Genomic DNA, 22,827 nt, shown 5'->3' with positions numbered 1-22,827 from the left:
CCCCACACCCCCTGTCCCGCTGCGTTGGAAAGCCCTTGATGAGACCTCACCCGATCGCCGCCGCGGCCGCGGCGGCGCTGTTGTGCGCTGCCCTCACCTCGTGTTCACAGGAAGAGGAGGAGGCCGCGACGCAGCCGCAGACCGGTGCCGCCGCCGAGCCGGACACGGAGGCCGACGAGTCCGGATCCCCGGCGGAGCAGGCCCCGGGAGAGACCCCGGACGAAACTCCGGGGGAGACACCGGAGGGGGAACGGGGTGGGCCGGTCGGCTGGGCGGGTGAGCCGCTGGAGCGCGACGGCGAGGAGTACCCGGGCGCGGTCGGCGGTGCGGAGGGGGAGACCGTCACGGCCTCCGACGCCGGGGAGCTGGCCGACCACCTGGCCGCCGAGGAGCCGCTCACCGTCCAGGTCACCGGACCGATCGACCTGGACGGTGCGGTGGAGGTCGGCTCGGACAAGACCCTCGTGGGCGTCGAGGGCGGCGCCGAGCTCACCGGCGGTCGGCTGGTGGTCGACGGGGCCAGCAACGTCATCCTGTCCAACCTGCGGATGGAGGCCGACGGGACCGCGGTGGCCGTGCGCGGCGGGGCCCACCACGTGTGGGTGGACGGCTCCACGTTCTCCGGCGGCGGGGAGGACCCCCTCGTCTCGGTGACCGAAGGCGCCGACCACGTCACCCTGTCCTGGAACCACTTCGCCGACGCCGAGTCGGCGCTCGCCGTCGGCGGCGGGGAGGAGGAGCCGGGCGCGCTGCGGGTCACCGTGCACCACAACTACTTCGACGGGACGGCGGGCCGCCACCCCAGGGCGCGGTTCGCCGAGCACGTGCACGTGTTCAACAACTACTTCCGGGCCAACGAGGAGTACGGGGTGGAGTCGGCCGACGACTCCAACGTCCTGGTGGAGGGCAACTACTTCGAGGGCACCCGGCTCTCGGTGTCCACCGCGGAGGAGGAGCCCGGCAACGTGGTCACCCGCGACAACCTGCTCGTGGACTCCGCGCAGCCCGACCTGCTCGGCGAGGTCGCCGACCCGCCCTACGCCTACGAGATGGACGACACCGCCCGCGTCCCCGACGTGGTCTCGGCGGAGGCCGGGGTCAGTTGAACGAGTGGTACTCGTAGCTCTCCCCGACACCGGTCCCGGTGCGGTAGTCGAACCTGCGCGGGTACCCCTGTTCGTCGATCCACAGCTCGAACTCGGCGTCCCTGACCGTGGTGAGGGTGTTGCGCCCGGTCTCGGGGTCGTAGCCGCCCAGCATCGCCGTGAACGTGCCCGTGTAGTGGTAGGCGCTGTGCGTGCTGCGCAGCTCCGGCCACTCCAGGCTCACCTCCTCCAGTCCCTCCAGCGCGAGGTCGGCGGAGGTGTCGAGTACCTCGCGCAGCTTGGCCGACCCGTACGCGCGCGAGCACAGGTACCGGTCGGCGTGGCTGGGCGGGTCCAGCAGCTCCAGGCCCCGGTCGGCGGTCATCATGAGCTGGCCGCCGCCCACGTCGTAGCGGTACACGCCCAACCCGTCCGCGGTGGAGAAGTAGTGATCGAACTCCGGCTCGGCCCCGGCGTCGTACATGGCCTGCCCGCGGCCCGACGTCGCCGGTCCGGCCGCGGCCGTGGGGTGGGTCGCGGGCGGCTCGGAGAGTGCGTCGGCGGATCCGGCGCCGGGCTCCGGCGCGTCCCGCGGATCGGTCTCCCCGTCGTGCACGGTGAAGGTGAGGTGGAAGGCCGAGGAGTCCTCCACGAGCTCGACGGCGGCCTCCAGGTAGGCCTCGGCGTCCTCGGGGTCCGCCGCGGTACGGGCGAATCCGCTCCGCGGCGGCCGGGACTCGGGGCCCTCCGCGACGTCCAGCGGGGGGAGGGGATCGCCCACGACGAGCCGGGCCGCAGCCCATCCGCTGGCGACCACGGCCAGGCAGACCAGCACCATGAGGAGGGAGACGAGCCAGTTGGGCCGCCCTCCCGGGGAGGGCTGCTCGTCGGGGTCGGAGGGGTGCGGCATCGACGGAACCGACACGGCCTGGGCCTCGTTTCTGCGGATCTTCGCGCGACCGCCGGGGGACGCGGGGGGTTTGCGGATCGTCTTCGTCTGGCATCGGAGGGTGACGGGTGGTACGACGCGGTGACGCAGTGTTTCGTTCGATGGTCCCACGCACGTGCTCACTTCCGACATCCACGAAAGTGAGCACCCAGTCGCGGTGGGGCGACTCCAGGAACGGTTCGAGGAAGCCGAAGGTGCGGGTCCGCGACAGCCGCCGAAGGGTCTCCTCGGCGGCGTGCTCCCACAGCAGCCGGACCGCGGTCCGGGCCGCGGCGGAGGCACCGAAGGACGGGCTGCGGAAGAGTTCGTGCAGATCCTCGCCCTGCAACCGCAGGACGGTGGCCTCCAGCACCCGCGCGTCCAGCAGGCCCAGGAGGGACAGCGCGCAGTCCGTCCGGGCCACCGGCTCGGGGAGGGCACCCGCCCGGGCGCAGCGCAGGACCGCCTCCGCGGCGGCCGCGGGGTCCAGCCTCCAGTTCTCGTCCGGCGCGGGTTCGTGGCCGGTTGTGGCCGTACCGTCACCGGTGTTCGTGCCGTCCGCGGGGCGGGGACCGGGCGCGCCGCCCAGCGCCCGGTGCACGGCTCCCCTCAGCTCCGCGGGGAGCCGTTCCAGCGCTCCGTGCGCGGCGGCCGCCACGAACAGGGACAGCACCGCCAGCAGCAGGGCGGCGTACTCCAGCGGGGTGTTGCCCCGGTCCACGTGTCCACCTCCTGTCGCGTCGTGCCCGGTCGCGGCCCGGGCCCCGCACTGTTGAGCTCCGTAGCGTCTAGAGCGGCCGGGGGTCGAACAGCTGGGGCGGCTCCCTCTCGTAGGCGCGCACGCGACTCCGGATGAGCCGGAGGTGCTCGGGAGGGCACGACCAGCCCTGGCGGGTGAGCGTGTGCAGGATGCGGCGCAGCAGCCGTCCCGGCCGCGACTGGAGGTCGTGCACGCTCGCCGAGACCACCTCCCAGCCCCGTGCCCGCATCGCCGCGTACCGGACCCGGTCGCTCGCCCTGGCCACAGTCGAGGAGGGGAACTCCAGGCTGTCGTACTCCAGTGCCACCCGCTGGTCGGGCCAGCCGAGGTCGGTGTGGAACACGCCCTCCTCGGTGACGACCGGGCACCGCGGGAGGGGAGGGGGCAGGAGCGCCTCCAGGACCAGCACACGCGTCCACGACTCGGCGGGCGACCGGCTCAGCTCCGAGGAGTAGCGCAGGGCGGTGCGCAGCTGCCTCAGCTGCCGCTGGGAGCGGACCCGGTGGGTGGCGCGGACCAGGTCGCCCCTGGTGACCAGCCCCCGGGAGAGGAAGGCGTCGAGGCGGGCCGTGGCCACGAAGACCGAGGGCGCGCGGGCGGCGACGTCGGCGGCCGCGCGCACCGGAGTGGTGACGCGCACGCCCTCCACCACGTCGCGGTCCGCGGCGGGTACGTGCTCCCGGTGGGCGACCACCGGCATGCCGCTGGTGCGCACACCCCGGGGGACCGCCACGTGCGGGCGGGTGCGTGTGGCCCGGGTGCCCGCCGGGTGCAGGTCCACGCCCCAGACGTAGGAGGCGGTGACGTCGCAGACCACCGCGTCGGGGGAGATCGGGCCGACGATCGGCGCGAGCGTGCGCAGGAGGAGGGAACGGTCGGGAAGGGTGTGCTCACGGACTGTCATACCCTCCAGGTTCGGGGGCTGACGCCGCTCCGGCAAGCCCTTCCCGTCACCTGTGGACAACTCCCCGGATCCCCGCGCGGTGCCCGGTCACTGCATCAAACCGACGCCCGCCGCCAGGTGGATGTGGTCGATGTGGTTCTGGGTGTTGCTCTGCCTGTCCTGCATGGGACGGCTCACGCTCGCCCAGGGGCCCACCGGGTCCGGGTTCCCGCCGGTCGCGTTCCAGATGCGCTGCTCGTAGATGATGCCCTTGACCCCGAGCTGGTGGGAGTTCTGGATCACCCAGTCGATCACCGTGATGGCGGTGGCGTGCATCTGCGGAGTGGGGACACTGCCCAGTTCCGCCATCATGTAGTCCACCGCCTCGCCGGTGTGGTGGTCGCTGCCCGGCTCGGTGCGCTGGCCGCCCGCGGAGAGGTAGAAGCCCGGGAACTCCTGCTGGAGGCGCTGGTGCGCCGCGCACATGATGGGGTGCAGCGATCCCAGCGCGGCGCAGTCCACGGTGGGTCCGCCCCCTCCGACGAAGTCGGGGTTGAACCTGTAGCGGCCCTCCTGGTCGACCAGGTGCACGTCGATCAGGCGCTTGGCGGAGGCGAGGTCGTCGACGGTGCCGCCGTCGCAGACCAGCTCGCCCCCGTCGCGCCCGCACTCGTGGGGGATGCGGACGATGGCGATGGCCGAGGCGTTGCCGACGACGGTGCTGGTCTCCTCCTCGCTGCCGTCGCAGACCACGTCGTTCCAGTGCCGGGACCCGTCCTCCTCCAGTTCGCGCTGGCACACGGCGCCGCGCACCTCCACCCGCACGATGTTTCCGCTGCGTCCCATGACGTTGTCGCTGGCGCGGATGTCGGTGAGGACCGCCCCGTTGCTCCGCGCGTACTCCTCGGCACGCGCCTCGGCGGCCTCCTCGTCGAACCAGGGCATGGGGTAGGCGCCGTCGACGATGTCCTGCGCGGCCCGTTCCTGGAGGGCGCCCACCGCCGCCAGCGCGGCGGCGTCGGCCGCGGTCTGGGTCCGCGAGCGCTGGTCGTTGGCGGCGCCCACCCGCACGAACAGCAGGGTCAGCGCGAGCAGGGCCAGGGTGAGCCCGAACAGGAGCAGGACGTTGGCCTGTCCGTCGTCGCCTCTGCCCGGCGTGCGCCGCCCGGTCGGAGGTGCGGTGTGGGGGAGGATCCGTCGCAGTCCCATGCCTTTTCCATCAGGGGAGGGGGCGCCCCCGGGAGGAGGGGAGCGGGGGAGGGGGGAGGACCGGGCCGCGTCGCGCGTGGTGAGCACGCGAACACGCCCGGACAACGTCCCGACCAGCGCAGCTTATCCGGGCATGTCGGGAAGCGGTAGGGCCTGTGGACGACAGTGGCCCCTTCTGGGGCCGGTGTGAGGGGTGTTCGCCCTGTTCGGACGTGAAGTGACGGCGCGACGGGTGGGGAGCCGTCCGCGCCGGACCACGCGGCCGCACGACTTCGTGGGAATTGTCCGGCGTGTTTCTGGCGGGTGTGGGGCCCACGGCGGGTTCCGCACAGGGAGGATGGACACTGTCCGGCGCGTGTCGAGTCGTGGTGCGTGGTCGGATTCGTACCCATCCCACCGCAGAAGAAGCGAAGGCGAGGACATGAGCGCCCGTAAAGCGATGACCCCCGTCGAACAGGACGAGCTCCTCCGCAGGATCGGGACGGACCTGCTCCGGGCGGCCCCCGACGACTGGGTCAAGCTCCGGCTCGTGTACTCCGGACTGGGCGCCTGCGAGACGGCCCTCTTCGAGGTGATGTTCGAGGGCGGGCGCAGCAGCGGCTGGATCCCGCCGCTGTCCACCCTGGAGCGGCTGCGGGAGATCCGCGCGGGGATGTACGCCGAGGGGACGGGTACCTGGTACACCGCCTACTACGAGATCGACCGGCCCGCGAGCTACCGGATCCGCTACGACTACGAGAACGAGCCGCACTTCGACGAGCCGCGGGACGACGCCAGCTACCTGCTCGACCTGGAGCACTTCCCGCGCGACGACGAGCACGTCCCCGCCTGGCTGCGGGACCGGCTCCAGGGCGACCGCGTGCCCGAGGCGCAGGACGGCGGGTCGCCCTGGAGCCTGCTCATCGCCTCGCGTCCCGAGCCGCAGGCGCGGATGTCCCCGGGGGACATGACCCCCGAGGAGATGATGGACACCGTCCAGGAGATCGTGGACCGCACCCTCGACTCGGTCCACGGCCCCTGGAAGGAGGTCGTCGTCGACTACCGGGGCCTGTTCGGGGTCTCCTCGTCACGGGTGAGAGTGCGCAGACCGGACGGCGGCACGGAGTGGGACCTGCTCCTCCCCGAGGTCGGGAGGCTGCTGGACCAGTTGCGCACCGGGATGTACCAGCCGGGCAAGGGCACGTGGTTCACGGCCCGCTTCACGGTGCAGGAGTCGCGGGAGATCGGGGCGCACTTCGACCACGACGCCCCGCCCGAGTTCGACTTCGAACCCGACCCCCGCAACTTCCACCAGGACATCCAGCACTTTCCCCGCGGCGCCGACCACCTGCCCGACTGGCTGCTGGACCGGCTCAGCCTCGCCCAGCGCATGATCCGCACCGGGCAGGCCTGAGGCTCCCCGGGTCAGGGCATCCGTCGCCGGACGGCCTCCCACACGTGGACGTCGGCGACGGTGACCTGGAGGTCACCGGAACCCAGGGGCGTCACGGTCGCCGAGCGCACGTACGGACCGTGGCTCCAGCGGCGCGAGGTGCTGTCCGGGACCGCTGTGGCGCCCAGACGTCCCAGAGCCCCCGACGGCCCCGCCAGCAGCCGCAGCTGCCACGTGGCCCGGATCGCTCCGGGCCCGCCGTACTCCGTCCGCGCCAGCAGCGGCAGGGAGCCCACCAGACGGCCGCCGGAGGCGGAACCGCCCCCGGCGCGGAGCGGGAAGCGCTGGCCCACGTCGGTGCCGCGCACCACCTCCACGGCGTACTCCGCGCCCTCCGGGAGCGGGGAGGCCAGGCGCACCTCGAACCGCAGCCGGCTGCCGCGGCGCCCCGCCGGGCTCGCCCGCACGCCGTCCACATCCAGGGTGGGCGCCAGCGGCGACGTCACGAGCCCCAGGCGGTCGTTGACCGTGTAGTAGGGGCGTACCCGCGAACCGGACCCCTCGTCCCGCTCCACCTTCTGGTCCGGGTACCGGATGATCTTCTGGTAGCCCGCCACACCGGACAGGTGCCGTCCCATGGTGCACTCGGTCCCGTCGGAGAGCACCAGGCGCAGCTCCCACTTCTCCGACTCGCCGTACCGGCCGTGCACCACGACCTCGGGATCCACCACCGCCGTGAAGCGGCCGTCACCGGCCACCGGCGCGGAGAACTCCCGCAGGGCCCCGGGCGAAGTGCGCAGCCGCACCGCCAGGCGCGCGTGGGCGTCCGGGGCGGCGCGGCCCAGCACCCGGCCCTGCACGGTGATCAGCCCGTCGGCCGACTCCACGTGCTCCACCTCGGCGTGGTGTGCCGAGCGCCTCACGTGCAGGACCAGACGGCCCTTCGCCGAACGGGAGGGCAGCACCAGGGACAGGCGTCCGACCCGTTCCGGGTCCAACGGGAAGCCGTGCTGGCGGATCTCCACGTCGTGGACCGGGGTCTCCCGGTCGCCGTCGAGCCGCAGCACCTCCCACGTGCGCGCGGCCAGCCGGGCGCGCGCGGCGTCCACGACCACGTCGCCGCTGCCGTCCGGTTCCAGCTCCACCCGCTTCCCCTCCAGGGTCAGCACCACCCGGTCGGGCAGGTCGGTGAACGACAGCACCGCGACCCCGTCCCCGTCCACGCGCACCCGGCAGGCGGCGGCCGGTTCGGGGCGCGGCGCGGGCACCGACGCCCGCGGCGGAGGCGGTTCGTAGCCGGAGAGGTCGGAGAACAGCTCCTCGTGCATCAGCATGACGTTGGCGGGGTCGAAGCGCTCGGAGCCGGTCAGCGCGGCGGACGACATCCGCTGGCGCAGCTCGTCGTCGGCCATCAGCTGGGCCAGCCCGTCGGCGATCCCCGGGGCGGACCGGTTGGGCACCAGCAGCCCGTCCTCGCGGTCGCGGATGATCGACGCCGGACCGTGCGGGCAGTCGGTGCTCACCACCGGGAGCCCCGAACGCATGGCCTCCACGATCGTCATCCCGAACGGCTCCTCGCTGGAGGTCACCGCCGCGAACGAACCCTGGGCCCAGGCCTCCTCCACGCGGGGGTGCGCGCCCATCAGCCACACACGGTCCTGGAGCCCGAGCGAGTTCACCAGCCGGGCCAGCGCCGCACGCCGGTTGCCGCGCCCGTAGATCCGCAGCGTCCACTCGGGGAAGTCCTCGCTGACCATGGAGAAGGCCTGCACCAGGAGGTCGTGCCGCTTGCTGGGGGCCAGCCGCCCGGCGGACACGATCGTGCGGCTGTTGTGTCCGTTGGCGGTGAACGCGGGCGCGGGCACCGAGTTCGGGATGGACAGCACGCGCACCCGAGGCATCGGCATCCGGTCCCGGTACGTGCGCGCGTCGGCCTCGGTCACGGTCACGAAGGCGTCCAGGTGGGGGTAGGCGTCCTCCATCACCCGGCGCAGCGGCTCGGAGTGCTGGTCGTAGGTCAGGTGCTCCTGGCCGATCTTGACCACCCGACTCGGAGCGGCCCGGGCGATCACCACGTTCAGTCCCGGCCGGGTGCCCACCACCACGTCGGCGTCGGTGGTGGCCAGGTACTCCTCCAACCGGTCGTCGGTCAGGCGGCTGTGTGTGGGACCGCGTGCGTCCTCCGGTGGGAAGAGCAGCGGTGGTACACCGGCCCGTTCCGATCCCTCGTACAGCGGGCGGCCGTCGGTTCCCGTACCGTCAGCGCCGTCGTACCCACGGACGTCCACGAGCGGGCGCAGGCTCACCTGGGCGGGTACGGGCAGAACGGGCTCCGCGCGGTGCCGGAACACCGAGACGATCTCGACCTCGTGCCGTGCGGACAGCGCCGCCGCCTGGTTGGCGACGGTGCGAACGGTTCCGCCGATGCCGTACATGTCGTTGATCAGATAGGCGATCTTCACCGAACCCCCGTGTGGTCAGTGCCGACCCGTGCCCCCACGAGACGGCAGCGGTGCCCGTCTTCCACACCAGAGCCCCCGGCGGGGCGGCGTGGGAACGTTCAGGGTACGAACGCTCCGCAGAGAGAAATGCCCCTTATGTCTGATAAGACCCTGGTATTTACCAATTTCTGTGGGTGTTTTGCGGAACCTTAACATGCCGCGAAGGTGACGCACCCGATTCCGTGAGCGGTGCTCGTGTAAGGGAACGCGGGTGTGAGGAAGCGCGGGCGCAGGGAGAAACGCGGGTGCAAGGAAGCGCGGAGCCTCCGTGCGGAGGTGAGCCGTCCCGCAGGGGAGCGCGTGGGGAGCGCGCGGAGGGTTGACAACCAGAGGCGCGGGCGGCTTAGGGAGACGGGCGGGGGAGGGGGTGGACGGCCCTCAGTAGGTGCCGGTGTCCTCCCAGTACGTCCAGGCGGCGCAGGGCGAACCGTAGGCGTCGTCGATGTGGCTCATCCCCCAGGAGATCTGTGCCGACGGGCTCTCGCGGAAGCCCTCGGGCATGGAGCCGTGCCTGGCCGGGTTGAACCCCGAGATGCCGTGGTCACCGGTCTCGGTGTTGACGAACGTGTGGTCCCAGTGGGAGACGACGTTCCACAGGTTGCTCAGGCACTCCCACTCGTTCTCGGTCCAGCCGCGGTCCGCGGCCATGTCCATCGCGAGCGTCTCGTTCTCCAGGGCGTTGGAGTTGCCCTGGCCCCACTCGTACTCCTCGGGTTCCTCCGGCCGGTCGGCGTCCACCCAGGTCTCGTCACCGCAACCGGGGCCCTCGACCAGGCACACCATCTGCCGGACCCCGCTGTTGAAGGTCTGGCTGAGTTCGAGCTGGTATACCGCGACCATGATCGCCGCGGCCAGCACGGTGACCGCCGCCAGCTCGACGAAAGCCGCGCCCCGGTCGCCCTCCGCTCTCCGGGCAGGGCGGAGCCGTTGCAGGAACCGGCCGCCCCGGTGCCGCCTCGGCGGCCCGTTGCGCTCGCCGGACCGCCCGGGTGGCCCGGTGGGGGAGGGCCGTCGGGTGTCCCCGAGTTCGGGGCGGTGGGGGGTGGGCAACGCCGCCTCCTAGGCGATCTGGGTGGTGGGGGACGTCAGGAGATGGGGATGTCCTCGATGGGGTCGAATCCGGGGATTTCCACGGAGATGGTCTCAAGGTCGCTCGGAACCGAGTACATGGACCAGTATGTCATTTTTTCCTCAGAGTCGACACGCTGCTTGAAATCGTTTGAAACATTGCCCGCGCACAGGCATTCCCCCGCGCCATCCATGATTGGATGATAACGGGTTCCATTTTCTGGAGAAAAGGCGGTGATTCCAGAGAAATAGGCTCCGCCGCTGTATGTATATGACAGATCGGTGAGCCATGTGAGAACTATTGGTTCACTTCCAGAGTTTTCTATGCTCCATGTCACTGCAAGTAGGTTTCCGGACTCGTTTTCTTCCGCGATATTTACCTCTGCGGTCAGGGAAGAGGAGTTTGTTTCGTTTCCGGTGGCTGTGCCGAGGACTTCGAAATCATTTTGGGTGGGTGCTGCTGAGGCGTTTGCACCTATAGAGAAAACGATTGCTGTTATTGAGATGGCCGTGATGGGGCCGAGTTTCCTTGCGGCCTTTCGCATCGATGCCTCCTATTTTTCGAAGGTGACGCTGACTCGTCGGTTGCGCTCGCGGCCCTCTTCGGTATCGTTGTTGGCGATGGGTTCGCTGGCCCCGTGGCCCTCTACCTCAAAACTGATTCCGCTTCTGGTGACCAAATCCGCAAGAACTGATTCGACAGTTTCTGCGCGCTTCTGTGAGAGTGGAAGGTTGATGGACTCGTTGCCGGTGTTGTCTGCGTGTCCATCAATGCTCACTGTGGAGGAGCTTGCGTCATCAATTTCACTGGCGACCTGCTGTATGATTTCCTCTGCGTCGGGGCTGAGGTCCGCGCTGTTTGTCTCGAAGAGTACGTCAGAAGACAGGATGATGCTGACTTCGTCGTTGCTTTCGGTACGTCCGGTTTGGTCCTCGGTATTATCAGAAATCATGGTGAGATCACGGATTTCTGGCTCTGAAATCCCTTGGCTCTCTAAGGTTTCTGATGAAGTGCTTATAGGAATGTCGAGAAAAGGTGGTGTCAGGGGGGTGACTACGGTCATTCTTTCAACTTCAGGTGGGGGTTCGGGGTAAATAACCCAAGTTTCCACGGTTTCCCCACCTTCAATGGAACCTTCAAAGGGAAGGCAAAAGCATGAACCGTCACTCTGGTTGTGACTCAGGTGTCGGGTTTGGTTTTCTGCGTCAATAAGAGTGACCCGGCTGGCTGTGTAGGGATTTTCTGAATCGGCCAGCCCGGCGTAAAGGTAATACTCTTGGTTGGATTTGTTCGTGATTCCCAAGCGAAGTCTGAGTAAGCTGTCTCCGACTCTTTCGAGGGCATAGATATCAACCTGGAGGTTGGATCCTATGTCAGAGGAGCTGCTGGCGCTACTGGCAATTGCCTGCCCTTCATCTTCTTCTTTGGCGGCCGAAGGGCTTGGGTTATTTGGATTTTCTTTCCCCTGGTCGTTTTGGGTAGGGGTTTCTGAGTCAATGACGCAGCCAGAAGTGAGCAAGGCCAGTGAAGTCAGCGCGGCCCCTAAGGGCAGCAAGCTTATAGTTTCTCTTTCCTGGGGGGAGGGTTTTTCCTGATGCATCTATTCCCGACTTTTCTTATGGGAATCCAAGAATCTCTGGTTGATGTGAGTGGCCTTATTCCGCTGGCCCTTGGAGGATTTGGTCAACAGAGGACCCTATGGCCTGCCTGATTTGGTCAGGAATACCCAAAGCCCAGATACCAACCGCGATCGCCGCAACGAGAATGAGGATTGCGGCGTACTCGACGATTCCGGCGCCCTTGTCCTCCTCCTTGGAGGTTGGCACAAGGAAGGTGCTCAGCGTCACCCAGAGTTTGGTCAGGCTGTTCACGGGGCTTAACTCCTTGGGGAGGGGGTCTTACGGCACCACATCTCTGCGGTCCTTGAGCAGGTGGGTCCCCTGCCCGCAGGCCACCGGGGGAGTACGTGGGCGGCGAGTGCTCACGGAGTCCCACTATCCGGCATGAACACCGACGCCATCCCGCCTTCTGACCGGATGTGGCCATCTTCCTTCAGGATGCCCCATGGGCCCTGAAACCACACGTTGTCCACAGGGCTGGATAACGCCCAGGCGGAAGCCGGTGGTCGGGTCGATGCGCGGTCACAGTCCCTCGCCGAGACGGGGTCACGTTTGGTGGTCGGCGGGTCACCATGATGACACGTGTGCTACGGGGGCGCCATGGACGGGCGGGAAATACCAGATCACCGTTGGGTTCTCCGAAGCACCCGGTGTTGGATGGAACCTCGCTTCCGAGCGGAGGCGCCACGGTGACCGGAGAGGGCAGAGGGATCAAAGATGCCTGTGGGAGACACACCGCTCCTCGCTCGGACGCGATCCCCGACCTGCTGGGGCTTCCTCTGGTTTCCGACGGCGCGAGGCAGAACCAGGTGCCTTCGATCAGCATCCCCACAATCAGAACCCCGATCTTCGAAATCCTCGTCTCCTCGTTCCGACTTCGGAACCCCAGTCCAGACCCCGGCTCCGATCCCAGTCCTGGGCCCCATCTCCGCCCCCGATTCTTAGCCCAGCCCACATCCCCGGCCCGGCTCACACACCCCGGCCGGGCACCCTTCCCCGGTCCGTACTTCCTCTCCCCGACTCCCCGATCCCCCCACACCCCCGACCCTCACGATTCCCACCCCCACTTCCACTCCCACCCTCAACCCCCGAGACCGAAGACAAGAGGTGGCGGCTTGGACCCCAGCGTGGCCCTTTCCCTGGTGGCAGCCCTGATCGTGGGACTGGTGATCGGAGGCATTCCGCTCTCCGCGATTCTGAAGGGCAACTCAGCCCTCAGGTCAGCGCTCCGCGCTCCCTCGCCCGCCCACCAGCCCCCGCCCGACCCGGACGAACTCGAACCGAACGAGCTGGCCCTGCTCGCGGGAGGCCCGGTCCGTGTGGGGGAGACCGCGGTCATGGACGCCTTCCTGCACGGCCGTATCCGCCAGCAGTCCACCGGAGGGCTCTTCACCCTCGTCGGCCCCTCCCGCCCCTACACGCACGAGAAAGGCGCCGTCCGCCGAGAGCTGGTGAAGGTCTTTCGCAAGCGCGTCGGCGTCAGCGCCCTGGAGATGCTGCGCCGGATCGTCGCCGGCCAGGGCGTGGAGAAGCTGCGCACCGGCCTCGCCGGGTCCGGCCTGATCGTCGACTCCCCGCGGCTCCGACGGGCGCTGCGGCGTCGCGAGAGGGCCCCGAGGACGATCCGGTGGACGCGGTCCGTCGCGCTCCTGGTCGCCGCCGGGGGCTCGGCCGTGCTCTTCCTCGCGGAGCCCGGTGCCATCGCGCTCGGCCTCCTCGCCGGAGGGCTGAGCGCGTCGGCTGTCCTGGTCGCCTCCCAGGTGGTCATGACGGCGACCGGAGGCCCTTCGCTCAGCCCCAACACCCCCGCCGGGAACGCGGTGCTGGAGCTGGCCCGCCAGAGGTACGGCGCCTCGGCGGCCGGGTCCGCCGGAGCGGACTCCACCGGCACTCACCCCGACGACGGGATGTCCCGTGACCACGCGGTCCGACACACGGCGGTCACGGGCTTTCGCTCGCTGCGCGCGTCCGCGTCCCGCCAGCAGGTCGGCGGGACCCGGTCGGGCCAGGAGTCCGCGCAGCTCCAGCAGGACCCGATCCCCGTCACCGCCCACACGGGAGGCGGGGGAGACCCGAGCGGTGCCGAAGCCACAGGCGGCACGGGCCCCGACTCCGTCAGCCTGGAGACCCTGTGCTCGTTCGCCGATCTGTGCCAGGGACCGGGTGGTTCCGGCGACCGTTCGGGCGGCGGCAGTTCCGGGAGTGAGGGCTGGGGTGGTGACTTCGGTCACTACGGAGACGGCGGAGGTTGGGGAGGTGACGGCGGGTCCGGCGGCAGCGGCTCCGGTGGTGGCTGGGGAGGCGGCGACGGCGGTTCCGGCGGGGGAGACGGCGGCGGTGGTGGCGGGGGAGACTGAACCCCTCCACCCGAACGTCCCAGCCAGGCCCGGAGCCTCACCGCGCTCCGGAACCAGGAGCCGGGCGGGGTTCTGCGCAAACCCCGCCCGGCATCCCCGCACCGGGAAGGCGGCGCCACTGCCTGCCTACAGATTCGGCGCCGCCACCCTTGACCGTCTCCCTGTGCGGGGAGGTGGGGTCAGCCCTGGTCCGGACGCTTGAGGTCGGCCAGTTCCGCCAGCAACTCGAACGAGCGCAGGCGAGCCTTCTGGTCGTAGATCATCGACGACACCATCAGCTCGTCCACGCCCGTGTCAGCGACGAACAGCTCGAGCTTGCGACGGACTGTTTCCGGGGAACCCACGAACGAGTAACGAAGCATGTGGTCCAGTCGTTCCTTCTCCCCCGGGCGCCATGCGGTGTCCAGGTTCTCCACCGGCGGGCGCAGCCGTCCCCGCGCACCGCGCAGGGTGCCGAGGAACGCCTGCTGCATCGTCGTGAACAGGTGCTGGGCCTCCTCGTCGGTGTCGGCGACGAAGGCGTTCACCCCCGCCATGGCGTACGGCTCCTCCAGTTGCTGGGAGGGACGGAAGGTCGTCCGGTAGGCCTTCAGCGCCTCGTACAGCGCGTCCGGGGCGAAGTGCGAGGCGAACGCGTAGGGCAGGCCGAGCTGCGCGGCCAGCTGGGCGCCGAAGAGGCTGGACCCCAGGATCCACAGCGGCACCCGCAGTCCCTCGCCGGGGATGGCGCGTACGGGCTGACCGGGCTCGGCGGGCTCGAAGTAGGCCTGGAGCTCCTGCACGTCGTTGGGGAACGTCGCCGAGGCGCTGTGGTCGCGGCGCAGCGCCATCATCGTGCGGGGGTCGGTGCCCGGCGCGCGGCCCAGGCCGAGGTCCACCCGTCCCGGGTAGAGCGACTCCAGAGTGCCGAACTGCTCGGCGATCACCAGGGGCGAGTGGTTGGGCAGCATGACACCGCCCGCGCCGATCCGGATGGTGGAGGTCCCCTCGGCGATGAAGCCCAGGGAGACGGACGTGGCAGCGCTCGCGATGGCCTGCATGTTGTGGTGCTCGGAGAGCCAGAAGCGCTTGTAGCCCAGCCGCTCCGCGTGCTGGGCGAGTTCCCTGGCGGAACGTAGCGCGTCACCGGGCGTGGACCCCTCGGCGATGCTGGCGTGGTCGAGCACCGACAGCGCGACGTCGGACATGGTGGCTCTTCCCCCTGTTGCGTGGCGGGTCCGGCTGCGAGGCCGTGACGGGAGGATCCGCTTCCCCGGTCGGCCTGCGCGTTCGATATTCGACGAACATCGAATTACGAAGGTACACTTCCGACTGTCCACGAGCCAAATCTCGCCTGGTCCCGGCCGGGCGCCGTACGAGGAGGACCGCCTTGGCTCCCAGGGAGCACGCGCACCCCGCCCTCCACGAGGTGGAACTGGTCACGGTTCTCGCCGCGCTGGCCGAGCCGACCCGGCTGCGGATCGTGCGGATGCTCGCCGACATGGACGGGGAGCACGCCTGGAAGGACATCGACCTGCCCATCGCCCAGTCGACGCTGAGCCACCACCTGAAGATCCTGCGCAACGCCGGTCTGGTGCAGAACCGCACCGAGGGGACGCGGTGCTTCATCTCGCTGCGCGACGAGGAGCTCGAAGGGCGTTTCCCCGGCCTGCTGGAGTCGGTGCTGGCGTGCCGCGACGCCATGGCCCTGCGTTCCGGTGAGGACGGCGCTTCCGTCCGCTAGCGGTTGGGGGCGTAGGCGTGGTCCGTGCCGGAGACGACCACGGGGCGTTGTCCGGTTGCCGGGGCCCGGTCGCCCGGAGCGCGGTTCGCGCCCCGGAACGCTCGTGGATCGGCCCGGCACGGGGTATGCCCGGGAATGTACGGTCGGTACCCAGCAGGTGTACGCAACCATGGGTCGGCGGTCCAGGCAGCGCGCTCCCCCGGCCCAGGAGAGTGGAAGGCGTCCCCCCCATGGCTCCGAACCCGCCAGCCTCCCTTCCGGCGCACGTGCGCCCGCTCACCGGAGGCGATCCCGCCGAGATCGGCGGCCACCGGCTGATCGGTCGCCTCGGCGGCAGCACCATGGGCGTGGTCTACGCCGCCGTGGCCCCGGACGGCGAGGCGGTCGCCCTCAGGGTCGCCCACGCCGAGTGGGTTCCGGCCGCGGACCCCGACCGCAGGATCACCCTCCTGCGCCGGGCCGTCGGGGTGTGTGCCGTGGGCGTCAACGCCAGCGGAACCTTCCACGGGCGGCCGTGGGCATCGGTCCAGTACCTTTCCGGCCCCGACCTGGCCCGCCGTGTGCGCGAGGACGGACCCGTCCCCGAGCCCGCCCTCCTGGTGCTGGCCGCGGGAACCGCCGAGGCGCTGACCTCGGTCCACGCCGCGGGTGTACCGCACGGGGACGTCAAACCCGGAAACGTCGTCCTGACCCCGGAAGGCCCCCGGCTGGTGGACCACGGGATCGCCCGCAGGGTCGACGACGCGGACTCCCTGACCACCGCGGGCAGTGTCGGCTGGCTGGCCCCGGAGCGCTACGCGGGCGCGCGGCCCGACACCGCCTCCGACGTCTTCTCCTGGGCCTGCCTGGTGGTGCTCGCCGCGACCGGGCACGCGCCGTTCGGTACGGACGCCGCACCGCCGGAGGCGGCCCGCCGGGCCAGGGAGGACACCGTCGACCTCGCCGACGTGCCCGACGGGCTGCGTCCCCTGCTGGCTCGGGCGCTGTCGGCGGACCCGGGGCGGCGCCCTCCGGCGGAGGAGGCCTACCTGGAGTGCCTGCTGCTGGCGGGAGTGGAGGACAGCGCCACCCCCGACGTGTGGGCGGACCGCCTGCGAGCGCTCGTCCGCGCCCACTGGCCGCGCGTGGACGCGGACCGCGACCAGCCCGCGGCGTGGATCAGCTCCGCCCTGGACGCCGCCCGGGACGGTGGGACCGGTGAGCACGGAACCGGCGCAAGGGCGACAGGTGGCCAGACGACCGGTGGAAGGGGGACCGGTGGACGGGCGACCGGTGGACGCTCGCGCGGGCGCCGCCGCGCGGGAGTCCGGCGCGGGCTTCCCGTTCTGGTGGTCGCCGCGGCCGTGCTCCTGGCCGTGTCCGTCGGCGGCGGCCACCTGCTCCTGAACGCCCTGTCCGGGGGGTCGGACACCACCACGGCCGACTCCGGCTCCGGGTCGGAGCAGGCCACCGGAGGGAACCCGCCGACCGGACCCCTCAGCGGAGCGGAGCTGGTGGCGGCCTCGCTCGACACCCTGCTGGCCGCGGACTCCTTCGAGCTCACCCTGCTCACCCACGCCGGGAACGGCGGGGGCTACGGCCAGCCGCTTCCCACCGGTACCGACCCCACCCTCTTCGACCGGGTGCTCTACCAGGCGGGACCGCCGGAGGCGCTGCGCTGGACCAGTACCGTCAGCGGCGCGCGCACCAGCGACCTGCTGATGGTCGAGGGCGACCTGCTGCGCGCGGAGAACTCCGCGTGGAACGGAGCGCCGACCTGGTACGGGGCCGAGCCGGGGCTGGCGGAGGAGATGTTCGCGCCGGCGGAGGTCGTCGCACCGCTCGTCCGCGCCGCGGAGGAGGGGACCGTCACCGCGGAGGAGGAGGTGGTCCTCGCCGCGCCCCCGCCCGCCCAGGACGCCTTCGGCCACCTGGGCGGCGCGGCCCCCGACGGCGTGCCCGCGATCCGGGTGGAGGGCACGTTCCCCGCCGCGGGCGGGCCGGGGGAGGCGGACACGTCGTTCGTCCTGGTGGCCACCGAGGACGGGGTCCCGTTGAGCTTCGCCACGGAGGGCGCTGGCGGAGGGGTCCTCAACGGGCGCCCGGTCCCGGAGGAGGTTCCCGCGTCGTTCCTGGGCCCTGCCGCTCCCGAACCGGAGCGGTGGTACACGCGGTACACGTTCGTGGAGCTCGACGGGGCCCCCGACCTGGGTCTCCCCGAGCCCGGACAGGTCCAGCCCGCCGCTCCCGCTCCCGTCGGCGACTGAGCACGGGAGCCGGTCGGCACGGGGACCGGTGGACTCCCGCGCAGGTTGTGACCGTTGACCGTGCTCCGCTTCCCGTTCCCGCGTGTTCGGCCGGAGGCGGGACTCCACACGCTTCGCCGGGGCCGAGGCCCCCGCATGCCGCGCCAGGACCCGGCGCGGGACAGCGGGACGGTCCCCGGGAACCGCTTCCCGGGCCTGCCGGGGGAACGGCCTCCGTCGACCGCGCCTAGGCCCCGTCCCCCAGGGACCCGCGCCACGGCGCGGGCGAGTGCGACGTCCCCGCGTAGGTCAGGCGGCGCAGCAGCGTCTCGGCCGGACCGCGCCGCCCCGACCGGCGCAGCCCCTCCGCCAGGACCACCGTCGCCAGCCACGTGGTGACCGCCACCCCCGCCGCGCCGGTGGTCCCCAGACTCGCCCCCAGCCCCGCGGCGTAGGGGGCGAACACCAGAGTGAACATCACCGACTGCGCCAGATAGCAGGTCAGTGACCGCTGTCCCACCGCCGCGACCGCCGTCACGGCGGTTCCCCGGCGCGTGCCCAGCCGGGCCGCGAACAGCGTGATCAGGGCGGCCCACCCCAGTCCGCCGCCCCACCCGGCCGCCTCGTGCAGGACCGCCAGCAGGCCCTCCGTCAACGGGGAGAGTCCGGTCCAGACCCCGGCGTACACCAGCGCGCTCGGCAGACCGGCGGTGATCCCCAGTCCCAGGCCGAACACGGCCGTGCGGACCAGCAGTACCCGGTGCCCCCCGGGTTCCTCCAGGACGCGCCGGCGCCCGGCCCACACACCCAGGACGATCATGGGCAGTGCCACGGTCAGCATGGTGAACGGCGTGTGCAGCAGCCACTCCTGGAACCGTTCGGCGGTGGCGAGCCAGAAGTCGCCCTCGGCCAGGGACAGCGCGTCGACGGAGGCCTCCCCTTCGGCGTCGGCCAACAGGGCGGTCAGGGTCGTGAGCAGGGCGGTTGAACTCGCGGCCAGCAGGCCCGCCGTCCACAGCAGTGTGGTGTCCCGTGCCCGCACCAGGCCCATGAAGAGCAGCAGCGCCAACCCGTAGGCGCCGACGATGTCCACCGGCAGCAGCAGGACGCCGTGTGCGAAACCGATCACCAGCATCACCCAGCCGCGCCGTCGTAACAGGACCCGCACGTGGATCCACCCGCCCCCGCCCTCGCGCACACGGTGCGCGATCCGCACCATCCCGTACCCGAACAGGAACGCGAACAACGGGATGGCGCGGGCGCTGACCAGTGTCGTCTGGACGACGGTCACCGCCTGGTCGGCGAGGGAGCGCACCGGGTCCGGGCCGACCAGGAAGAACTGGGCGTTGACCAGGGCGATGAACAACAGCATGAAGCCGCGCGCCAGGTCGGGGGCGAGGGCGCGTACGGGGGAGGGCGCCGCAGCGGCGCCCTCGGTGTGGGGACTCACGGTGTCCGACTTCCTCTCAGGTCGTGTGTCCCCGAAACTACGGACCGCGCCGACCCCGTCCCATACGGCTGCTGGGCCTCTTACCCGTGGGGTCTGCCCCACCGCCGGGGTAGGGCTGAGCATGCCCCGGCCGCGGCACGCACGCCCGTACGGCGGGCGTGGGAAGCACACGCGTCCGTGCGACGCACCCGGGTCGCGCCGTACGACGGGCCCGGACAGCCTCCCCGCGTACCTGTGGCGCTCCCTCGCCCGATGGTGTAGGTTCGCCTCCGTGTCGCGTGCCACCGACCACAGAGCAGTGGGCCGGTCGGTAGGTATGGAGGCACCTTGACATCCCGGGAGCGCACTGTGAGCACACACACCGCGGACCGCGTCTAGCCGTTCCGACGGCGCCGGCCCGAGCCGCGCCCGAACGCGCCCAGACCTCTCGCGACCTCCCCGGAGACCTCTTCCGGCCCGGCCATGCCCGGGCTCCCTGTCACGTCCACCCGCCACCCGTGCGCGCACGCGCCTGGGCCGCCGCGGGTGCCTTCGGGGACGGTCGCGCCCATGACCACCACCTCGAAGGAGACCTGTGACCGAAAACCCGCACGTCCGGACCGCTGAACCCCACGTCAGCGACTTCAACATCCCCGTCGTGGCGGAGTTCCGCGCCAACGGAGGCCGCGTCGGCGGCATGTTCGAGGGCGGCGACCTGCTGCTGCTCACCACCGTCGGGGCCCGGTCCGGCCGCGAGCACACCACCCCGCTCGGGTTCGTCCGCGTCGACGGCCGCGTGCTGGTCGTCGGCTCCGCGGGTGGCTCGGACCGCCACCCCGACTGGTACCGCAACGTCCTCGCCCACCCCATGGTGCGCGTGGAACTGGGTACCGAGACCTTCGGTGCCGTCGCCGTCCCCGCCGAGGGCGCCGAACGCGACCGCCTGTTCGCCGAGTTCGTCCGCACGGACTCCGGATACGCCGACTACCAGGCCGGAACCGAGCGGATCCTGCCGGTGGTCGCCCTGGAACGCCCGTACAACGAGGAGAGCGAGGCCGCCAACCTCGCCGACAAGCTCGTCGAGGTCCACACCTGGCTGCGCGATCAGCTCAGGCACGTCCGCGCGGAGGCCGACGCCTACCTCGCCGAACGCGCCTCCGGAACCGGCGGATCCGCGCCGCTGGGGCTCAACCTCCAGCTGCGCCAGCACTGCCTGGCCTTCTGCGAGTCCCTGCACTTCCACCACGACAGTGAGGAGTTCATGTTCCCCCACCTGGGGAGCCAGAACCCGCACCTGGAGGACGTGATCGAGCGGTTGCGGGAAGAACACCGCGCGGTCAACCGCGTCCGCGGTGAACTGGAGGCGCTGCTCGCGGACCTGTCCACGGTCGACCCCGAGCGGTTCGACGCGGAGCTGAACCGGATGACCCGGGAGCTGGAAGCCCACCTGGACTACGAGGAGTCCGAGCTCTTCCCGACCCTGGCCGCCATTCCGTTCCCGCCCACCGCGCCCTGACGCGCTGACCGACACCGTTGACGGCCGGGCACCGGGCGGGCTCCCGCCCGGTGCCCGGCCGCCCTCCGGGAGGGCGCGCCCTACGTATCCCCTCCGCGGTGGAGGAGTTACGTAGTGACCACGTATGGTTCGGTCGCGCTCCGCGACGCATGATGAGTGCCGGGTGGCCACCCGTCCACATCCCCCGTCCCCCAACCCCAGCAAGGCCCCTTCCCCGTCCCCCGGGGAAGGGGCCGTCCGCGTCAGCCGCCCAGGATGAGGCCGAGGTTGACCTCGGTGCCCAGGAACATCGATCCCACGATGAGGATGAGCAGGCCCGGAAGCAGGGTCACCGCGGTCACCATCGTCACCCGGGGGTTCATCCGCTGGGCCTTGCGGCGCATGTACTGGGCGTCGGCGCGCCGCATGTCCTGGCTGATGGCGACCAGGGTGTCGCTGAGCGGGGCGCCCAGCTCCTCCGCCTGCTGGATCGCGGTCACGAACTTGCTCAACGACTCGTTGCGGTTGCGCCGGCGCAGCATCTCGAACGCCTCCCGCCGCGAGGTGCCCAACTCCATCTGCTGGAGCGCCAGCGCGAACTCGTCGGCGAGCACACCCGGCATCGACTCCGCCACCCGGGCCACCGCCGCCCGGAACGACATCCCGGCGCTCACCGTCACCGCCAGCACGTCCAGGAAGTCCGGCAGCTGTGACTGCACCTTGTCACCGCGCTCCTGGCCCTGCACGTACAGGCTCAGGTCGGTCAGCCCCATGAAGGCCAGCACCACCAGCCCGACCAGCGGGTTCCCCGCGGCGAACATCAACAGGCCCAGGACGCCGTACAGCGCCACCTCGCCGACCTTGCGCCGCAGGTAGCGCTCCAGGGTCAGCCCCTCCGGCCGCCCCGCCGCCTCGATGCGCTCGGAGACGGAGACCAGGCGGCGCTGGCTCAGCGACGCGTGCAGCGAACGGGCGAACGGCCGCCCGATCGCCTCGGTGATCCGGTGCAGCACGAACGTGTCGTCGGACCGGGTCCGCGTGGGGCGCGCGGCCGGGTCGGCCACCCGCACCCGGGTCTGAGACATCATCAGGTACAGGCCGTAGCACGCGACCAGCACGACCAGCGCGCTGGCCAGCGCGGCGGCGAGCGGCACCAGCAGGGAGAGGGGGGCGTTCATCGGGGAGCGGTCCTCACAGGTCGAACTTGGTGATGCGGGACACCAGCACGAAGCCGATGGCGAACAGCGCCGCCACCACCAGCAGCACCGTCACCCCCGCCACGGACGTGGTCATGACGCGCATGATGCCCGGCTCGATGGCGTTGATCAGGAACAGGGCGCCCACCGACATGAACCCCAGCGCCCACACGGTGCTCGTGGTCTCGCTGAGGATGGTCTGCACCTCGCGCCGGGTCTCCTTGCGGTTCTCCAGTGTGGTGGAGATGTTGCGCAGCGCCGTGACCAGGGAGCCGCCCGAGCGCGAGGCCACCACCAGTGTGGACAGCAGGACCCCCAGCTCGCGGGAGGGCATGCGCTCGCGCAGCTCCGCGACGGCCTCCTCGAAGCTGGCCCCCAGCTTCATGGACTCGGCCATGCGGCTCAGCTCCTCGCCCGCGGGCCCGTCCAGCTCGTCGGCGGCCATCGCCACGGCCGTGGGCAGGGCCAGGCCCGCCGAGGTCGCGTTGCCCAGCACCCGGGCCAGGTCCGGCAGCTGGGAGGTGAACTCCTCGCGCCGCTTGGCCTCGGCGCGGTTCAGGTAGGAGAAGAACAGGAACGCCACCCCGGCCGCCGCCAGCAGGCCGAAGAAGGGGGCCAGGACCTGCCAGACCACGATCACCGCCAGCAGCGAACCGCCCAGGAGCGCGAGCACGAACGTGGACAGGCGCACCTCCGCGCCCGACCGGGCGATCCTGCGGTACAGCCGCCCGCCCCACTGGGTGCGGTAGATCGCCGCGTCCAGCCGCGCCATGGGCGTGGACGCCTCGTACTCGGCCTGGTTCAGGGCACTGCGGGCGGCGATCATCCGCCGGTGCCGCGCGCTGGCCACGAACTCCCACAGCGCCCACAGCGCCAGGGCCAGCACCACGGCCAGGCCGCCGAGGATCGCCACGAACTGCCAGGTCACCGGAGCTCCATTCCGATCGGGGGACGCGCCAGCCGGGGCGCGGGGGAG

At 70.9% G+C, this 22,827-nt stretch carries 18 protein-coding genes; 6 read left to right on the top strand and 12 right to left on the bottom strand.

Annotated features, from left to right (window positions below; all coding sequences use genetic code 11):
- The first annotated feature begins 38 nt into the window (after positions 1-38).
- Positions 39-1,106, top strand: a complete 1,068-nt coding sequence (locus ACSIH6_RS00215; protein ID WP_435105285.1) for a pectate lyase family protein — start codon at positions 39-41, stop codon at positions 1,104-1,106.
- Here the strand turns inward: ACSIH6_RS00215 and ACSIH6_RS00210 are convergent.
- The 3 genes from ACSIH6_RS00210 to ACSIH6_RS00200 all read right to left on the bottom strand — a co-directional run bounded on the left by ACSIH6_RS00210 (position 1,099) and on the right by ACSIH6_RS00200 (position 4,865).
- Positions 1,099-1,995, bottom strand: coding sequence for a hypothetical protein (locus ACSIH6_RS00210; protein ID WP_435105283.1), 897 nt, complete (start codon positions 1,993-1,995; stop codon positions 1,099-1,101). The two genes, ACSIH6_RS00215 and ACSIH6_RS00210, sit on opposite strands and share 8 nt — an antisense overlap.
- 806 nt (positions 1,996-2,801) lie before the next feature.
- Positions 2,802-3,677, bottom strand: coding sequence for a type IV toxin-antitoxin system AbiEi family antitoxin (locus ACSIH6_RS00205; protein WP_435105281.1), 876 nt, complete (start codon positions 3,675-3,677; stop codon positions 2,802-2,804).
- Between the two features lie 87 nt (positions 3,678-3,764).
- Positions 3,765-4,865, bottom strand: a complete 1,101-nt coding sequence (locus tag ACSIH6_RS00200) for a VldE C-terminal domain-containing protein (RefSeq protein ID WP_435105279.1) — start codon at positions 4,863-4,865, stop codon at positions 3,765-3,767.
- Positions 4,866-5,286: 421 nt separating this feature from the next.
- Here ACSIH6_RS00200 and ACSIH6_RS00195 point away from each other — a divergent pair, with 421 nt between their 5' ends.
- Complete coding sequence (locus ACSIH6_RS00195; RefSeq protein WP_435105276.1) at positions 5,287-6,258, top strand: hypothetical protein; 972 nt, start codon at positions 5,287-5,289, stop codon at positions 6,256-6,258.
- Between the two features lie 11 nt (positions 6,259-6,269).
- On the opposite strand, the gene ACSIH6_RS00190 is transcribed toward ACSIH6_RS00195, so the two are convergent.
- The 5 genes from ACSIH6_RS00190 to ACSIH6_RS00170 all read right to left on the bottom strand — a co-directional run bounded on the left by ACSIH6_RS00190 (position 6,270) and on the right by ACSIH6_RS00170 (position 11,678).
- Positions 6,270-8,699, bottom strand: a complete 2,430-nt coding sequence (locus ACSIH6_RS00190) for a glycosyltransferase family 4 protein (RefSeq protein WP_435105274.1) — start codon at positions 8,697-8,699, stop codon at positions 6,270-6,272.
- Between the two features lie 417 nt (positions 8,700-9,116).
- On the bottom strand, positions 9,117-9,788 hold the full coding sequence (locus ACSIH6_RS00185) for an aggregation-promoting factor C-terminal-like domain-containing protein (protein ID WP_435105272.1): 672 nt from the start codon (positions 9,786-9,788) through the stop codon (positions 9,117-9,119).
- A gap of 35 nt (positions 9,789-9,823) precedes the next feature.
- A complete protein-coding gene (locus tag ACSIH6_RS00180) occupies positions 9,824-10,351 on the bottom strand; it encodes a hypothetical protein (RefSeq protein ID WP_435105270.1) in 528 nt (175 codons plus the stop codon).
- A 9-nt stretch (positions 10,352-10,360) separates the two neighbouring features.
- Positions 10,361-11,407, bottom strand: coding sequence for an OmpA family protein (locus tag ACSIH6_RS00175; RefSeq protein ID WP_435105268.1), 1,047 nt, complete (start codon positions 11,405-11,407; stop codon positions 10,361-10,363).
- Between the two features lie 55 nt (positions 11,408-11,462).
- Positions 11,463-11,678: a hypothetical protein gene (locus tag ACSIH6_RS00170; RefSeq protein WP_435105266.1), complete on the bottom strand. Its 216-nt coding sequence runs from the start codon at positions 11,676-11,678 to the stop codon at positions 11,463-11,465.
- Positions 11,679-12,541: 863 nt separating this feature from the next.
- On the opposite strand from ACSIH6_RS00170, the gene ACSIH6_RS00165 reads away from it, so the two are divergent.
- Entirely contained in the window at positions 12,542-13,783 is a 1,242-nt protein-coding gene (locus ACSIH6_RS00165) for a TIGR04222 domain-containing membrane protein (RefSeq protein WP_435105264.1), read from the top strand.
- A 179-nt stretch (positions 13,784-13,962) separates the two neighbouring features.
- Here the strand turns inward: ACSIH6_RS00165 and ACSIH6_RS00160 are convergent, their stop codons facing one another.
- A complete protein-coding gene (locus tag ACSIH6_RS00160; protein WP_435105262.1) occupies positions 13,963-14,970 on the bottom strand; it encodes an LLM class flavin-dependent oxidoreductase in 1,008 nt (335 codons plus the stop codon).
- A gap of 182 nt (positions 14,971-15,152) precedes the next feature.
- Between ACSIH6_RS00160 and ACSIH6_RS00155 the strand changes: the two genes are divergently transcribed.
- Both ACSIH6_RS00155 and ACSIH6_RS00150 read left to right on the top strand, forming a co-directional pair.
- Positions 15,153-15,506 (top strand): ArsR/SmtB family transcription factor, encoded by a 354-nt coding sequence (locus tag ACSIH6_RS00155; RefSeq protein WP_061082265.1) that lies wholly within the window; start codon positions 15,153-15,155, stop codon positions 15,504-15,506.
- Between the two features lie 230 nt (positions 15,507-15,736).
- On the top strand, positions 15,737-17,752 hold the full coding sequence (locus ACSIH6_RS00150; RefSeq protein WP_435105260.1) for a serine/threonine-protein kinase: 2,016 nt from the start codon (positions 15,737-15,739) through the stop codon (positions 17,750-17,752).
- 226 nt (positions 17,753-17,978) lie between these two features.
- Here the strand turns inward: ACSIH6_RS00150 and ACSIH6_RS00145 are convergent, their stop codons facing one another.
- A complete protein-coding gene (locus ACSIH6_RS00145; RefSeq protein ID WP_435105258.1) occupies positions 17,979-19,181 on the bottom strand; it encodes a DUF418 domain-containing protein in 1,203 nt (400 codons plus the stop codon).
- 574 nt (positions 19,182-19,755) lie between these two features.
- Between ACSIH6_RS00145 and ACSIH6_RS00140 the strand changes: the two genes are divergently transcribed.
- Entirely contained in the window at positions 19,756-20,676 is a 921-nt protein-coding gene (locus ACSIH6_RS00140) for a nitroreductase/quinone reductase family protein (RefSeq protein WP_435105256.1), read from the top strand.
- A 242-nt stretch (positions 20,677-20,918) separates the two neighbouring features.
- Here the strand turns inward: ACSIH6_RS00140 and ACSIH6_RS00135 are convergent, their stop codons facing one another.
- Together ACSIH6_RS00135 and ACSIH6_RS00130 are read right to left on the bottom strand one after the other, a co-directional pair.
- A complete protein-coding gene (locus ACSIH6_RS00135) occupies positions 20,919-21,833 on the bottom strand; it encodes a type II secretion system F family protein (RefSeq protein WP_435105253.1) in 915 nt (304 codons plus the stop codon).
- A gap of 13 nt (positions 21,834-21,846) precedes the next feature.
- Positions 21,847-22,779 (bottom strand): type II secretion system F family protein, encoded by a 933-nt coding sequence (locus ACSIH6_RS00130; RefSeq protein WP_435105251.1) that lies wholly within the window; start codon positions 22,777-22,779, stop codon positions 21,847-21,849.
- Between the last annotated feature and the right edge of the window lie 48 nt (positions 22,780-22,827).

This window comes from Nocardiopsis synnemataformans, assembly GCF_965343085.1.
Taxonomy (GTDB): Bacteria; Actinomycetota; Actinomycetes; order Streptosporangiales; family Streptosporangiaceae; genus Nocardiopsis; species Nocardiopsis alborubida.
This window is presented reverse-complemented; position numbering and strand designations above follow the sequence as displayed.